The sequence below is a fragment of the Parvularcula mediterranea genome (genome assembly GCF_013085255.1).
Classification (GTDB): Bacteria; Pseudomonadota; Alphaproteobacteria; order Caulobacterales; family Parvularculaceae; genus Parvularcula; species Parvularcula mediterranea.
In genome coordinates this window covers 1,111,224-1,125,598 of the sequence record NZ_JABFCX010000003.1, presented here as the reverse complement: position 1 = coordinate 1,125,598, position 14,375 = coordinate 1,111,224, and the positions used below count along the sequence as shown (strand labels likewise).

General features: G+C 63.4%; 13 protein-coding genes. 2 read left to right on the top strand and 11 right to left on the bottom strand.

All coding sequences use genetic code 11. The annotated features are described in order from the left end of the window. The first annotated feature begins 115 nt into the window (after nucleotides 1-115). Complete coding sequence (gene mobF, locus HK107_RS14330; RefSeq protein WP_173200992.1) at nucleotides 116-3,163, top strand: MobF family relaxase; 3,048 nt, start codon at nucleotides 116-118, stop codon at nucleotides 3,161-3,163. 48 nt (nucleotides 3,164-3,211) lie between these two features. Continuing rightward, nucleotides 3,212-3,607, top strand: a complete 396-nt coding sequence (locus HK107_RS14325) for a hypothetical protein (protein ID WP_173200990.1) — start codon at nucleotides 3,212-3,214, stop codon at nucleotides 3,605-3,607. A 9-nt stretch (nucleotides 3,608-3,616) separates the two neighbouring features. Here the strand turns inward: HK107_RS14325 and HK107_RS14320 are convergent, their stop codons facing one another. From HK107_RS14320 to HK107_RS14270, 11 genes are read right to left on the bottom strand one after another with little or no spacing between them, the layout of a single operon-like run. Further along, nucleotides 3,617-6,568: a conjugal transfer protein TraG N-terminal domain-containing protein gene (locus tag HK107_RS14320; RefSeq protein ID WP_173200988.1), complete on the bottom strand. Its 2,952-nt coding sequence runs from the start codon at nucleotides 6,566-6,568 to the stop codon at nucleotides 3,617-3,619. Nucleotides 6,569-6,580: 12 nt separating this feature from the next. After that, complete coding sequence (locus tag HK107_RS14315; protein ID WP_173200986.1) at nucleotides 6,581-7,996, bottom strand: conjugal transfer protein TraH; 1,416 nt, start codon at nucleotides 7,994-7,996, stop codon at nucleotides 6,581-6,583. 4 nt (nucleotides 7,997-8,000) lie between these two features. Then, the gene (locus HK107_RS14310) at nucleotides 8,001-8,219 is read right to left on the bottom strand and encodes a hypothetical protein (RefSeq protein ID WP_173200984.1); all 219 of its coding nucleotides are present in this window, start codon (nucleotides 8,217-8,219) and stop codon (nucleotides 8,001-8,003) included. A gap of 47 nt (nucleotides 8,220-8,266) precedes the next feature. Continuing rightward, the gene (locus HK107_RS14305; protein ID WP_173200982.1) at nucleotides 8,267-9,061 is read right to left on the bottom strand and encodes a conjugal transfer protein TraF; all 795 of its coding nucleotides are present in this window, start codon (nucleotides 9,059-9,061) and stop codon (nucleotides 8,267-8,269) included. Continuing rightward, on the bottom strand, nucleotides 9,039-10,850 hold the full coding sequence (locus tag HK107_RS14300; protein ID WP_173200980.1) for a conjugal transfer protein TraN: 1,812 nt from the start codon (nucleotides 10,848-10,850) through the stop codon (nucleotides 9,039-9,041). The genes HK107_RS14305 and HK107_RS14300 overlap by 23 nt, the downstream gene beginning before the upstream one ends. Beyond that, nucleotides 10,847-11,563 carry a type-F conjugative transfer system pilin assembly protein TrbC gene (trbC, locus tag HK107_RS15760; RefSeq protein ID WP_173200978.1) on the bottom strand — a complete coding sequence of 239 codons (717 nt, stop codon included), beginning with the start codon at nucleotides 11,561-11,563 and terminating at the stop codon, nucleotides 10,847-10,849. Before trbC ends, HK107_RS14300 begins: the two co-directional genes overlap by 4 nt. Then, complete coding sequence (gene traU, locus HK107_RS14290; RefSeq protein WP_173200976.1) at nucleotides 11,553-12,551, bottom strand: conjugal transfer pilus assembly protein TraU; 999 nt, start codon at nucleotides 12,549-12,551, stop codon at nucleotides 11,553-11,555. The genes trbC and traU overlap by 11 nt, the downstream gene beginning before the upstream one ends. Further along, complete coding sequence (gene traW / locus HK107_RS14285; protein WP_173200974.1) at nucleotides 12,548-13,138, bottom strand: type-F conjugative transfer system protein TraW; 591 nt, start codon at nucleotides 13,136-13,138, stop codon at nucleotides 12,548-12,550. The genes traU and traW overlap by 4 nt, the downstream gene beginning before the upstream one ends. After that, nucleotides 13,116-13,622, bottom strand: a complete 507-nt coding sequence (lepB, locus tag HK107_RS14280; protein WP_173200973.1) for a signal peptidase I — start codon at nucleotides 13,620-13,622, stop codon at nucleotides 13,116-13,118. The genes traW and lepB overlap by 23 nt, the downstream gene beginning before the upstream one ends. Next, complete coding sequence (locus HK107_RS14275) at nucleotides 13,619-14,110, bottom strand: TrbI F-type domain-containing protein (RefSeq protein ID WP_173200971.1); 492 nt, start codon at nucleotides 14,108-14,110, stop codon at nucleotides 13,619-13,621. Before HK107_RS14275 ends, lepB begins: the two co-directional genes overlap by 4 nt. Then, entirely contained in the window at nucleotides 14,107-14,328 is a 222-nt protein-coding gene (locus HK107_RS14270) for a hypothetical protein (RefSeq protein ID WP_173200969.1), read from the bottom strand. Before HK107_RS14270 ends, HK107_RS14275 begins: the two co-directional genes overlap by 4 nt. Nucleotides 14,329-14,375 lie beyond the last annotated feature (47 nt).

Here is a 14,375-nt window from a genome sequence, read left to right as displayed (position 1 = left end):
GGAGATAGCACGCGGCCTGTCAAAAAACAAGGAATGGCTGTTTTCTTGCTTTTCTGCATAGCAAGGCCGGGGCGGCCGCCGTTGATGCTGCAGCGCCGGACGTAGCCCGCTCACAATGCCTTGGGACCGCCTACAGTGTCCCCGCTTCACCGGCGCTCCATCCAAATTGGTCATCGTCGCATCGATTTCAGGGATCAGCTCAGCGTCCGCCGGGGCATCCTACTATGGCCGCGACAACTACTATGCGCGGGACAAGGATGACGCTGAGCCCTCAGCCTGGTTCGGGCGCGGGGCCAGTGCGCTTGGACTCAGCGGCCCTGTTGATACCAAGACCTTCGAGCGGATCCTCCGCGGCGAAACCCTCGACGGCAAACGGGTGGGCCAGCGGGAGAACGAAACTGCCGAGGCGGCCGAGGCTCGCACCCACCGCCCGGGCATCGATCTGACGTTTTCTCCGCCCAAGGACGTTTCGCTTCTGCTCTATCTCGGCGGCGACAAGCGTATCCTCGGGGCGCACCGGACAGCGGTGGACCAGACCCTCACATGGACCGAACGAAACCTCGCCGCCGCCCGCGTGCGTGAGGACGGCAAAGCCCCCGTCCCCCTCAGGACCGGCAACCTCGTTGTCGCGAAGTTCGAGCACGATATCTCGCGAGATAAGGACCCGCAGCTTCACACCCATGCCGTCATCGCCAACATGACCCAAACGGAGGATGGCCGCTGGCGGGCCCTCCACAATGACCCGATGTTCCGTCACGCCAAGCTTGCCGGTCTCGCTTACGATGCCGCGATGCGGGAGCAACTCCGAGAGCTCGGCTACAAGGTCAAACTCGAGAACGGCAGATCGGGGGCCTATTCGATTGAAGGGGTGCCAGCCGAAGCCCGTTCTGAATTCTCGCGCGGCGCAGAACGTATCAGGAGCATATCGAAAGAGCTCGACCACGACACTCCGAAGACACGGGAAGCCGTCGCTCTCAAGTCCCGCCCATCGAAGACGACGATGTCGCAGGATGAGCGAACGGTTGCGTGGCAAGAGCGCGGCGGGCCGTGGACGGACCAGCTTCATCGCGTTGCGGAAGCGGCCGTGCACCGGCAGCGAACCGGCGACATCGAGAGGCCGCTCAGCGAAGAAGCCCCGCGGGGTCCTCTGGCCGCTGCGTTCGCCGAGCTCCGGCACCGCTTTTTCAAGCCAAGCCGATCGCTGAGTTCACAAGCTGACGATCCCTACCGCAGCCGCGGGTTCACCAGCGAACGAAGCGAGGCTGCACGTGCGGCGGTGAGTTTCGGTATCCGGCATTTGGAGGAACGCGAAGCCGCTTTCTCAGCGCAGCATGTACGGCGCGCAGCGCTGGAACACGGCGCCGATGGCCTGACGCTCAAGGATATCGACCGTCAACTGATGGCCTTGCGGGAACGCAAGCTCGTGCGGGTGAACGCCGCTGACCCTGACGCCGAGGCCACCACCGCGAGGAGTTTCGCCCAGGAACAGCGTACCGATGCGCTCGTCCGGGGAGCGGGAAAGACCGATCCGCTCGTCGGTCACTCGGAGCTGGAAAGCGCTCTCAGCCGAACGTCCCTGACGCCCGGTCAGAAATCGGCCATCACCACCATCCTTGGCGGCACCGATCGCTTGGTGGGCGTCCAGGGCTATGCGGGGACAGGCAAGACGACCATGATGCGCCACGCGTCGGAGCTGGCCCGCGACCTGGGCAACGCTTCGGGACGCGAGGGGCCAGGCATGCTCGGTCTCGCACCCACCCACTCGGCAGCGCGCAGCCTCTCCGAAGGCGGAGGGATCGAAACCCGGACCGTTGCGCGCTTTCTGACGGACCTCAAACAGGGGCGGGGCCCAGGGTCGCTTGCGGGAAGGATCGTCCTGGTGGACGAAAGCTCGTTCCTCTCGACCAAGTCGATGAACCTGGTTCTCGAGCGCATCCTGGCCCTGGAGCCTTCTCGCCTCGTCCTCCTCGGCGACCGGAGGCAGCACGGCGCCATCGAAGCCGGGCGGCCCTTCGATCAGGCCCAGAGGAACGGAATGACCACGACCGTAATGAAGGATGTCGTTCGCCTCCCCCGGGACGCTCAGCACCAAAACCAAAGGCGCGCCGTCGAAGCTGCTGCTGAGGGCCACGTGGCAAGGGCCATGAAGCGGATCGAGGGCAACATCGCCGAGGCCCCCGGCGCTCTGGCGGAGGCGGCGGCGTCAGCGTGGAAAGCCTTGCCGAAAGAAAGGCAGGACGCCGCTCTCATCGTGGCGCCGGGGCACCGGTTGAGGGGTGCGATCAACGCTGAGATCCGGGACGCGATGATCGAAGATGGACGGCTTGGCTCTGAAGCCACCAGTGTCGGCGTTGCGCTTCAGAAGGACATGACGCGGGCGGAAGCGGAAAGCGCAAGGAGCTACGATCCGGGCGACATGCTGAAGTTTCACCGGCGGGTTGACCAGCTCAACGTCAAACCCGGGCACCAGCGGAGGGTTGTTTCCGTCGACGAGCAACGAGGCACGGTGACGCTTGTCAATAGCCGGGGGCGCCAGCAGACGCTCCCCCTCAGCAAGCTCACCGGAAAAGAAGACGCCCTTCCCTATTCGGTGTTCCAAAGGGCAAAGCTCGACATACGCGAGGGCGATCGTTTGATGTTTGCCCGGAGTGATCCATCGAGCGGGATCGCCGCGTTGGACCGAGCATCCGTGCTCAGCTTCGACGATAAGACCATCACCCTACAGACCAATGGCGAGCCGCGTGTTTTTGAGCGATCGGACCCGGCGCTCGAGGCGCTGACCCATGCTTACGCTGTCACTTCCCACGCCTCCCAGGGGCAGACCGCAAAAGACGTCATCACCGTGATCGATAGTTCAGAGCGCCAGCTCACGAGCCAGACCGCCTTTTATGTCGGGATCTCGCGCTCCGCCGACACCGTGTCGGTTATCGTCGACGACAAGCAACGAACGCTTGATGCCCTCCATCGCAACACGGGTCTCAAGACGTCCGCCATCGAAGCAAGTGCCAGAATGGAAGAGCTGACCGGGCTTGACCAGGAGCCAGGGCCTGCGGACCCAGCCGAGGCCAGTAACGATGGTGAAGCCGCACCGAGCATGAGCACAACAGAACCACCGGCAGCCGATCGTGACGAACCTGACGCTGGCGCGGAGATCAGCCTTTAGAAAGGCGTTCCGGTTTTGTTTTCATCGCCTGATGTGGTAGGCAAGATTATGACCCAAGAGCACGAGAGCGATGAGGAAGCCGAACGGCTGCAGCGGCTAGGCGCAAGCCCCGACGGCTTCGATTCCGTCCTTCGCGATCAGATCCAGACCTCGCTCCACGCCGGCTACGCGTGGAATGCGAAGTACGCGAAGTATGGCATCTTATGGGTGTGGTTCTTCTGGGTTCTCAAGTGGGGCTTTGTAGCGGCATCGCTATCCGCAACGGTTGGCGGAATCGTTTTGCTGGTTCAGGGGCCTGGCGAAAGCGCGAACTGGCTTCTCTGGTTAGGATCGACTTTGCCGCTGGCGGTCGGAGCTTTCTTTTTCGGGGCGTTTCATATTGCAGTGAAGCGAGCCCATGAAGCCGAACTCAAACTTGCGGATCGATACATCGTCGCTCGATGATCCAGCAGCTTAATCCTCCCCGAGAAGCAAAGCTCCAGTCTCGTAATGATCGGAGCTACTCATCCGTTGCTCTCTCGGCATCCTATTCTCATCCGCTTGCTGACTATCGCCATCTATCGGGGCGCCTCCTAGACCCGGCAGCCGTTTCGACTTCCTCCAAATGTCCGAATACTCCTCCGGCATATCGTCAGGCTCGCTTCGCGCAAACGCATCCCATTCGCCGTCACGCCCATCCTGAACCCGCGACTGAACCGTGAACCTGCGGAGCTGTCCCGTCCTCTCTCCGTCATCGGACGAACGCTCAACCATCGTGCGATTGAAATCAGCGGAAGCGGCCGTTCCTCGAGCCGTGGCGTCGGCGCGGCGCCCGTCAAACTCAGGAGAGGATAGCTCTGCGCCAGGCGGATTAGCGCGCCTTCTCTCAGCTTCACTCATGTTATCGGCACCTACCGCCCGCACGTCATCGAACGAGGAAGGGACAGCATCGGGCAGGCTCGCAGGGCCAGCATAGCCATTGACTTCCGGAAGCTCCAGCAGCTGATCAGCCTGCGTATCGATGAACTCTCGCGCCTCACGCTCCACCCACATCCGGTCATCAAGATCGCCCGAGGTCCAGCGACGGCTGGCTTCCTCCATGCCGACGGCATGGCCATCGCCCCGGTCCTGCTCCGCCATATGCTCGAGGAAGGCATTGTCCCAATTCGCGGTGAACCCTGCCGCTTCCCGCTCGACGCGGCTCGCGAGCTCCCGCGCCGCTTCGGAACGCGCCGTGTAGTGCTCCTGGTCCTGGGACGCGCTGTTCAACTCCTGCAGGTTGGCAGCAAAGGCCTCCCGCCAGTTCGACGACTGGCTCGAGGTCTCCGAGGTGCTGTCGCGGTCGAAGGTTTGGAGGATATCGTCATAGGCCTTGGCCGACGTATCCGTACGCGATGCATCCATGGCCGCTTCGTAGATCTCACCCCGGCGCGCCGACCACCCAGCCGACCCGCGGGCACCGGCTTCGGCCTTGAGCCCGCCCACTAGGGGCACGCCGAAACGCTTCGAGGCCGAAGCCTGCATATAGGCTTGGAAGGCGAACTCCTGGTCCTTGCCTTCAGTGAACCGCTCCGCAAACCGGCTGGCGTTCGACACAAGCTCGTTGAAGCTCTTGGTACCGCGCGTATCGAGGCTGAAGCCGGTGGCGTCTTCGAAGGACCGGCCGTTGCTCACCTGCCAACCCACATCGCCGATCTGGTGGGCGAGCGCTGAGACTGCCGTCGAGGAACGCTGCGCCGCTGCATCGCGCTCTTCGAGGGAAACGCTTGCCTCGGACTGGAGGGCCGTGGCGAGCCCGCCTGAATAGTCCACACGGGTGCCCCCGGCGGAAATCGCACTCCGGCCATCATAGACCGAGGCGCCCGACCCGGTGCGCCGCATCCGTCCGCCCTCGGAGGTGTTCCAGCTCATCTCTCCTGTATCGACGAAGCCGGACGTGGACCGCCGGTTGCCATCGACGCTCGAGAACCGGTGGGTGTCGAATTGGGTGTTTCCGAGGCTCAGGTTTCCGGTTGAGACCTCGCGGGCGGCGCCTTGGGCTGCGGTTTGTGCAGGATGGAGAAGCGTCTGCGAAAGCCCGGAGAAGGCTGCCCCTGCCCCGCGGCCAAGCGCGCCGGCGACGAAGGGGATCATCAGCGTCATGTACCCCGCGATCATGGCAATGTCGGCATGAACCGCTTCGATCCCGCTTTGGGTGACGAGGGTGATCTCCTCGCCGGAACTTGGCGTGTACGCCGCGCCCAGTGAGCGCGCGCTGGCGGTGCCCATCATGATCCGGTGAAGGATGACATAGAGCGGCCCCCAGGCCATCAGCACGACGAAGCCGCTGACATAGCCCCTCAGCATGCGGAAGCCGACCTCGGGCAGGAGGAACAGCGGAAAGAGGATCGGGAAGAGGCCGTAGAAGAGCGTCTCTGCCACGGTCCTGAAGAGAGGCACCCAGCGCTCAGCAAGCCGGGCCCCTTCCCTGATCGCCCTCCCCTGTTCCGCTTCGGTCCGCGCCTGGCTATAGGCATCGAGAAGCGCATCGGCCCCCAATTCGGCGCCTTGGTCGCGCACCGCCTTGTCGATCAAATTGCCAAGGGTTGCCTGCTTGATCTGCTCACCGGCGTCCCGCGCCGAGCCCAAGAAAAAGTCATGGGCATCGGTGAGGGAGCCTAGGACCAGCGCCTGGGCCGCCGCTTCGGTCATTTCCGGGGCGATCTGCTTGCCGTAGATCGTCGCGATCCGGTCCGCTTCGGCTTCCCAGAGGGCGCCGAGATCCGTCGCTGCGGTTTCGCAATCGCGGACCTCGGTGGTGCCCGGCCCCGTGACATATTCGTAGAACCGCGCCGGGTTCGGAGGATAGGTCTCGGTGACAAGTTCCCAGAGGTCGTTCGTTTCCCGAAGCTCGGTCACCGAATAGCGATGCTCGAGGAGATCGTAGAAAACGCAAGTCCGGATGAAGCCCGAGAGGTTCTGGCCGAAGGTGGCATCGGTCACCTGGAAGCTCATCGCGTCCTTGAAGATCTTCGAGCCATAGATGAACCCGTTGTCCTGGTACTGAAGGTCATCAGGGAGCCCGAAGGCCGTCTCGGTCTGCTCGGTGATCTCGGCACCGACGGTGGTGGTGAGGCTGGCGATGAGGGCAAGACCCAGGGGCACGTTCTCGACATTGGCGCCGGGCAGGCCGGGGTCGAAGCGGTCGACCACCTGGACCTCCACCTTGGGCACCAGAAGACAGAGATAGATGATCAGCGAGCCGACGAACCACCTGACGGTGGTCATGAAGTTCATCGAGAACGCGGTCTGGAAAAGAACGAAGAGGAGCCCGGTAAGGAGCGAAAGCCTCAGGATCGAGCCGAAGCTACCGAGCCCGACGATCGCCGCCACCGCATTGAACATGTCACGGATAAAGGCGCCGCCGCCATAGGTGATGACTTCCACCGGCCTCGCTCCTCAGTAGGCTGCGTTGCGAGAGAACTGATAGGCATCGGCGAGATCCTTCGAGAGCTGGCCTGCGAGCTGCCGCTCGATCCCTTGGGTCCGCGCGATCACCTGCTCGATCACTTCAGTCCGGGCGTTGTTCTCGATCTGGTATTGCACCAGGAACTCCCGCTGCTTCAGAAGCTGCACCCGCCAGTTGGCCACTGCGTCGCGATCGCCCGAGGTCGCGGTTGATCCGGCCTCGGACAGAAGCTCGGCGAAGTCATCGAAGAGCCCGTAGAGGAGATCGACAGCGATGATCTCGGCGTAAGCCTGGATCGTCTGATCGGCGAAAACGCCCTCATAGGCGGCGTGGACGTTGATCATCTTGTAGACGGGCAGCGAGGTGACGTTCAGGAACTCCCGCTCCTCGGCATTGAGGGCCGTCCGGGTCCGGACCTTTGCCATGATGTCGGCGAGCATCTGGCTGACCCGGGCCCTGAGGCCATCAGCGGCGTCGATGGTCACCGCGCCGCCCGTCGTTGGCGCGAGGCACCGATCGGCGGTGCCGTCATCCTCGCATGCATAGATGTCCACCGAGCCGCCATCGAGAAACACCGTGATGACCCCGGGGTCCAGCATCTTGGAGGGCAGGAACTGGTAGCTCTGGGCGGCATCATCATCGGCGCCCGCACGCAGGATTTCGGTGCCGGAGAGCGTCATCAGGAACTGCATCAGCTCGCGATCGCCGGAGATGACGGGGTGCTTCTTCAAGGCATCCCAGGCAATGTTGATGTTCTGGGGGAGGCTTGCGGTCTCTTCAGCGCTGGCACCGGCGAGGACGCTGGTCCTGCCCCCTTCCGAGCCGCAGCCATGGCGGGCCGCCACCCAGTCGGGATAGATGCCGCGGCGGGCGGCGGAGGCTTCGCAGATCACCCGGCTCGCCTGATCGGATTTCGGCCAGACGGCGGCCACCGCCAATTGTCCGCTCTCGCAGGAGTTCATGGCGAACTGGTTGATCCGCTGGGCGACGGATTGAAGCTCACCCACTTTCTCGGCGATCACCGGGCTGATGGTCTCGAGGGCCACCTGAAAGGCGAAGCTCGAGGCGTTGTTCGCCACGGATTTCATGAAGGCCACGAGCTGGGCCGAGTTCACGTAGGAGAACCCGCCGCCATAGATATCGATCCCGCCGCAGCCTGCCCGGTAGCCCGGAAGCTGCACATTCACCGGGTTGAGGCTTCGCTGGGGCGTACGGACATAGACATTACCGAGGGTGTAGTACCCCGCGCGCTGACCTTCGAAGGCCGAGGGCCCGGTCACGTTGGCTGCGACCGCGAGATCGTCCCAGAAATCGTCCATGTGGTCACTGACTTGAGCGGATGCCGTCCCGGCACTTGCCGTTGCGAGTGCCAAGGCCGCCACGGCGGATTTCAGGGTTAGATGCATGGGGTCATTCCTCTTCGAACACCGGTTCGCCCCATCCATCGATCAGTCTGAAGCCCTCCGCCTTCAGACTGTTTCTGAGCGCAAGACCCGCCTCGCGCTGTCCGGACTCGCAGCCTTCGAGCCAGGCCTCGACGCGGGCTGTCAGGCGCTCCCGCCTCTCAAGGGAATTGCCGTCGCTCCACCGTCCGGGCTCGACCACCAGCGACAGCCCGAGCTGCTCCATTCGGGTGGGCTCGCTTCGGTCAGCATGTTTTTGGGCGTAAACGCTCATCAATAATCAGCTCCCGGCTCTTTTTGGGTGAGGATGAAGAGGCGCTCTTCGAGTTCCGCTTGGCTCGTGACGCCGAACGCCACCGGAGTGACCTCCTTGGTCTCGCTATCGAAGAGAATGACGGCAGGCACCGGCGCATCGGCGAAGCCGAGACGCTCTTTCTGGCCGCTGTCGCGCACCCAAGCGGGGAAGGCCGCACTCGGACCACCATCGGTGCTCACCGCTTTGACGGTGAGATCATGGGCATCCGCCAGTCCGCGAAGCACCGGCGAGAAAGTCTGGCATGCCGAACAGCTGGCTGCGTAGAAATAGAAGAGACCGTAGCGGTCCTTAAGACCCGCGAGCGCTTGTTGCCGCTCGTCCTTCCGGTCATCGAGCCACGCGCGTTTGGCAAACCCCGAGGCCGGTCGTTCAAGATTGTAGTCGAGGCTCGGATCCATCCAGAGCGCACGCCGCCACATATCCGAAAAGGTGCTGGCCCGGTCGAGCTGCTCACGCTGGAAGCGGATGTAGGACGCCACACTCTCCGGGGTCGGACGGAGCACCGCTTCGGCGCGCAGTTCCTCGAGCTCATCCCGAATCGTTTCGACCTCGGCTGTGGCAGAGAGACCTGTCTCGACGCGTTTGTCGGTTTCGGTCTTCGGCTTTCGCTCTTCGCGGGGCAGTGCGCAGTAGAAATAGCGCCCCAGTGATCGCTCGGCGCAATAGAAGGGGTCCTGGCGCGGTGACGCCTCGCCTGCCATCGCGCTCGCGAGGCCGAGGAGCGCAGCGCTAGCAATTGGGAGGACAGGCATAAGCGTCAATGATCCGTGTGGTGATGGCGTCAGCTGCTGCGTCGCTGTCGGGCAAGGCAAAGTCGGCGAGGACATCGTCGTAGAATTCCGAAAAATCCATCTGGCTGAGATCGACTGCTTGGAAGAGAGCGACGGTGAAGCCCGAGCAGTCCGGGGTCTTCGTGCTGCCCCAGCCCCATCCGACCTGGGGTCGCCCCTGCTCATGGATCAGCCGGGCGAGAACCCCTTGGAAACAGCAAAAGGTCTTCCGTTTCTTGAGGCAGATCCCGAACAGGGTCTTGGTCCGGCAATAGGTCCCCACATAATGGCAGACCCCGGCCTTTTGTTGATCCGCTAGCGCACGTTCTTCAGCCGAGCACGCAAGCCCCAGGTCGGTGAGAAGACCGTCGTTGGAGCAACAATTTTTCAGCCCGCCGACGATCTGGTCGCATTTGTCCGGGACGCCGGGGAAGATCTCGAGGGTATCGGGGTCCACATCGTCCGCGAGAGATCCGAGGGCACCGAGCGCAGAGACCGCATCGGGGAACTCGTCGTTCTGGGGCCTCGTCACACTGTTGCAATCCCCAGCGATGCAATAGACGTCCTCGTCGCAATATCCGGTCGCTGCAGGCTCCGATCCTGGCACCGTGCACTGATAGGTGTACTCGAAGGTCCGGCAGTCGCCGGTGCCCGGGTCGGTGGACAGGCACTCCGAACGTTGAAGCGTGCACTCTGGCGGCACGTCGCAATCCGATGTCATGCCGCCAAGCCCTTGGCACTGATAAGTCCGCTCCCAGTTCCAGCAAGCCCTTGTCACGGGCACCCCGTCGATGGGGCGGGTTTCGTCTGGGGCGGTGCAGACTTCGGAGAGGAGCACGCAGTTCGGGTCCGCTTCGTGCGACGCGCAGCTGCTTGCATCCCAGCTGTCCTCAGGATCGCCCTTCATGGTCTGAACGGCCGGTACACCGGCGATCTCGGGGACGTCGCAGGTGGCGCGGAAGCGGCGCTCCGTGCATGTGGGCCTTTCGCCGTCCCGTGGGGGTGAACACGACCCGCCTCCCGCCGGGGTCAGCGGTCCGCAGCTCACCTCCGCCGCGATGTCGATGCAGTGCGTACCCGGCTCCCAGCTCAGGTCACCGTCGAGATAGGTCCAGGAACATTCGTGCACGTAAGAAACCAGAATGCTGACCGCCAACGCCGCGTCGCAGCTGGTCTGATAGTCGATCAGCGTCTCGCCTTCATTGCAGCTGTAGCTGTAGGTGACCTCCGAGCCGCCCTCCACGGTGACGGTGCAGTCGCCATAGGTGCCGCCATATTCAGAGACGATGGACGTGGCATCCGCTTCGATGCCGAGGCCGTTCGCCGTCCATGTGGCGAGTTCCTCGGGCGTGACGGTGGGCCTTGAGGTCATGGAGGAGTGGATACTCTGGGCTCCGTCGTGAAGCAGCGAGGCGGCGAAGCCATCGCTTTCGAGACTGGAGGGATCGCCGTGATAGGCCGTCTCCGGAGGATCGTCGGTGGTGAACCCCGGAACCCGGTCGCCATCTACTGTTCCGGTGGTTTCTGCTTCGAGCACGTCTTCCAGACCTTCGGCGAGGTCTTCCGCCTCGATCTCTGCCTCCTCCCGGTCCATGGGCTGTGCCGCGGCCGGGACGAGCCAAACAAAGGCCGCCAGCGATGCCGCCATCAGGAACTGGGAGATCGCAGCCTGCACGAGGAGATGAGGATGGCTGGCGCGCCAAAGGGCGAGACCGCCGAGAAAGAGCCCGATAAGCAGCAGGCCCTCAGGGCAGAGGCAACGCTCGATCATGGCCCCTCCTCCAACCGGGCCAGGGCAGACCCTGAAGCCTGCGTTGCGGACGCGCCCTCGGCGCCAAGGACTCGAAGAGCTGCTTTAAGGGACATGTTTCCCGCCACACGGTCATGGGCCGGTGCGCCTACGGAGCAATCAAGGCCGCGGCATTGGGGAAGCGCCTCTGCGGCAGCGACGAAGACCGGGACCCGGTCGATCCCGAAAACGGAGAAGGCGCGCGGATCGATCAGGACACCGCCGAGGGGCTCACTGCCGCCCTCTTCTCCGAGGAGCGCCCGGAGCGACTTCGCCGTCTCAGCAAGAGAACCGCCTTTGAAACCTCGAAGGAGCACCGGCACACCCGCCCTCGCGGCATCGCGGATCAAGGCCTTCAGACTGGCGTCTGGCATACCGAGGCTGGCGAAGATGTAGACCTGGGCTTTCTCACCTTGCTCCGCACCTCCCCTGAGTTCTGGAAGATCGAAAGGCGCAAGGCCTGCGATCCCGAGCTCCGGAGTGAGTGCGCCGCGGCCGAAGACGTCATCCTTCAGCATCCGCGCTTCTGCCGCATAGGCCTCGGCCTGCTCCGCAACCTCGGCAGCGAAGCTTGTGACCTCGGGAAGCGCGTCCTCGACCGCCTGGTCGATAGCCGCCCTATCGAGGTCCTGTGCGCCAGCGGGCCCTGCTGCGAGGGCGAAAAGCGCCGCCATCATTCCCCTCTCAAAAGACACAGCAATTCTCCTTCTTCCAGAGGAGGAAGCCGTAATCCTCGCCGATCACGGGGATGGTCTTGCCGACCTCGTAGAGGACATTCGATGCGCCGATGGTCGGGCAGGCCCAGCGACCCGAAACATTCGGCACGGGGTTCACGAGCTGCAGTCGGTGCTCGGACTTCTTGAGAAGCGGCGCGGGAAGATTGCTGCAGACATGACCGTTGCCTGAATGCTGCCAGGCAAGGCCCTGCCGGTGGAGCTTGTAGAGGAACCGCTCGGCCGCCAGCGAGGCGCCTTGCACATGGCCATACTCGGCGGAGTTGTTGCCGTTCATGGGATACATGCCGCCATGGCATCCCGCACACCAGAAAAGCTCATCAATGGGCAGGTTCGCGGATGCCGCGGTACAGTCCGCCGCGCAGGCCGCGATGGCCGGAATGTTGGCGAAGAGGACCACTTCGGGATTGAGAAGAAAGGTCAGCTCGTCACTGTTCCAGAGGGGATCGATCTCGGTCAGATAGAGGAGGTCGAAATCACTCGTCTGCATGCAGGCAAAATCCGTCAGGATCTCGAGCCAGTAGATGAGCGGGTACATGTAGTGATGGACGTGCCAGGAGCCCGTATCGTCGTCATTGTCGGACTGCCCCTGCCCTTTGGTGCCGATGCCGAGACCAAGATCGATCCGCGTGCCGCCGAGATTGACGAAGCAGTAGGGCTTCTTGGTGACGTCGATGAGCCGGACCGGTTCCCAATAGCCGATGCTGAGGCCGATACGAAAGAAAGGCGGTACACTGATGGGACAGGTGCAAACGGGACTGGCAGGATTGCGGGTGTCAGGCCGATCCGATGGCCAGATCGGCACGGCGCCGAGGGAGATCGGGAAAAGGCACGACCAGCAGATATCCGTGACCGGATTGACTAAGGTGCCCCCGCATTGAGGTGCCTCTCCCCGCGCCGGCGACGCGGCAAGGGCGAGCGCGAGGATGCTCAGAAGAAGACGCTTCATGGCAAGACCTCCTCGATCAGGAGGTGATCGCCATCGCGGGTTACCCGGGCGGGGACCTGCGTGATCCCGAACCTCGTGGTCAGCATGCCGCCCTGGTCGAAGAACAGCTGGCGCTTCCACTCGCGGCTGAGATCGATGACGGGTCCCTTGACGAGGATGGGATTGATGAGCGGGTCGCCCAAGGTAAGATCGCGCGCCCAAGCCCGCTGGTCCCCATCGTCACCGTCGAAGAACAGAAGGCTTTGCACCATCGGCGTGTGATCGAGAGGATTGATCCTCTCCCCTCGCCCTCCAAGGGTCCGGCCATCGGGGAGCACGATATCCCGGGCCAGGGTGATCGACGGATCAAAGCGCCAGGACCGCGGTTCCTCCGTACGCCCGATCTCTTCGACAGGCTGCGGCCGATGAACCTTGGCCAGCGTTCGCTCGCGAAGCTGCTCCTGCATCCTCGCAGCTTCGCCTGATGCCTCCAGCGCGCGGTACTTCTCGGCGATCACCTCGAAGAGGCTCGGCTCCTCAATCTCGAAAAGCGGTCCCCGGACACCGAGATCCTGAGCCGCCACTTCACAGGATAGGGTGAGCGACACCGCGCACGCGATTAAGCGCCACATAGCCAATCTCCTTGTACCGAGAATCAAAACCGTCAGGGTGCGGCGTCAGGACGAAGACATGCCCGTCTGGCACCACCCCGCAGGGGCCGCGCTCGAGAGGCACGCCGCTTTGGCTCGTCTGCTTGGCGGTCGCCACAACCATGCCGTCGATCAGGAACTGACGACCGTGGCATGCGACCTTATCACCGGGAACCGCGACCACGCGCTTCACGAACGCGACGTCCTGGTAGAAGGCGTTTTCGGGCGGGATGAACTCGATGAGGTCACCGCGCCGAGGTTCCGTTCCGCGCACGACGAGGAAGGCCCAGTTCGGCAGCGAGTCCGTCCAGTTGATCGAAAGATAGTAGGCGTGCTGATGGCCGCCCGCCCAGGACGTGAACCCCGCGAGCCCGATGATGCCTGCCGCCGCGCCGAGGCGCAGCCAGGTGCGGCGAAGGGAAAGCCTGCTCATTGAGGTCATGGCTGACCCCGCATCTGCTGGCCAAGGTCTGCCGTTGCGGCCGAGAGCCGATCGAGTTCGCGGCTTATGGCCGAAGCATCGCCGGGTTCGGGAAACTCAAGGCCCCGGGCTTCGGCGCGCCTTAGGGCTTGCGTCAGAGCCTCAGCCCTGATGTCGCCCGTGAAATCGGGCGCACCGCCGCCGAGGACAGCCTCTCCGGCCAAGACAATCACGCCGTCATCTTCTGCGAGTGACGCGATCGCTGCCTCTAGCGAGGCAATATAGTCCTCCGTCAACTGACGGGCCTCACCTTGGGTGATGTCTCTCCCGATCATCGAGACCATATGCTCTTCGATCAGCGTCTTGATCGAGACCGAGACGAAAAGCGGCGATTCGGGGCGCCTTGCGTCGCCGGTGAAGGCCAAGGTGCTCAAGAGGAGAGCCGCTCCGGCGAGGAGTTTGGTCACGGGATCAGCCGCCCGCCGGACAATCATAGGAGCCGTGGTCATGAAGGCCTCCCAAAGAAGCGCCTGTCCAGGAAGCGAACAGCAGCGGTGAGACAAGCGAGAAGGCCCCAAATGGCGAGGAGGCCGTGCCCGAAGCTGGCCATGCGCTCGCTATCCGCGGCGACTGCCCGGCTCGTGAAATTGTGGAGGAAGAGGATGAGCTTCTCTCCGCTGAACCCTGTCAGGATCAGAAGAGACAGAACCCCAATCCCAGCGGCCATGATGGCAGAAAGGGCCGCTTCGCCCAAGAAGAGCCCAGCAACCTGCC

What these genes read in the sequence shown, in the direction of transcription:
- HK107_RS14315 (WP_173200986.1), bottom strand. Translation starts at nt 7,996, where the DNA reads ATGCATCTAACCCTGAAATCCGCCGTGGCGGCCTTGGCACTCGCAACG.
- HK107_RS14275 (WP_173200971.1), bottom strand. Translation starts at nt 14,110, where the DNA reads ATGACCACGGCTCCTATGATTGTCCGGCGGGCGGCTGATCCCGTGACC.
- traU (WP_173200976.1), bottom strand. Translation starts at nt 12,551, where the DNA reads ATGAAGCGTCTTCTTCTGAGCATCCTCGCGCTCGCCCTTGCCGCGTCG.
- lepB (WP_173200973.1), bottom strand. Translation starts at nt 13,622, where the DNA reads ATGACCTCAATGAGCAGGCTTTCCCTTCGCCGCACCTGGCTGCGCCTC.
- HK107_RS14310 (WP_173200984.1), bottom strand. Translation starts at nt 8,219, where the DNA reads ATGGAGCAGCTCGGGCTGTCGCTGGTGGTCGAGCCCGGACGGTGGAGC.
- HK107_RS14300 (WP_173200980.1), bottom strand. Translation starts at nt 10,850, where the DNA reads ATGATCGAGCGTTGCCTCTGCCCTGAGGGCCTGCTGCTTATCGGGCTC.
- HK107_RS14305 (WP_173200982.1), bottom strand. Translation starts at nt 9,061, where the DNA reads ATGCCTGTCCTCCCAATTGCTAGCGCTGCGCTCCTCGGCCTCGCGAGC.
- HK107_RS14325 (WP_173200990.1), top strand. Translation starts at nt 3,212, where the DNA reads ATGACCCAAGAGCACGAGAGCGATGAGGAAGCCGAACGGCTGCAGCGG.
- HK107_RS14270 (WP_173200969.1), bottom strand. Translation starts at nt 14,328, where the DNA reads ATGGCCGCTGGGATTGGGGTTCTGTCTCTTCTGATCCTGACAGGGTTC.
- mobF (WP_173200992.1), top strand. Translation starts at nt 116, where the DNA reads ATGCCTTGGGACCGCCTACAGTGTCCCCGCTTCACCGGCGCTCCATCC.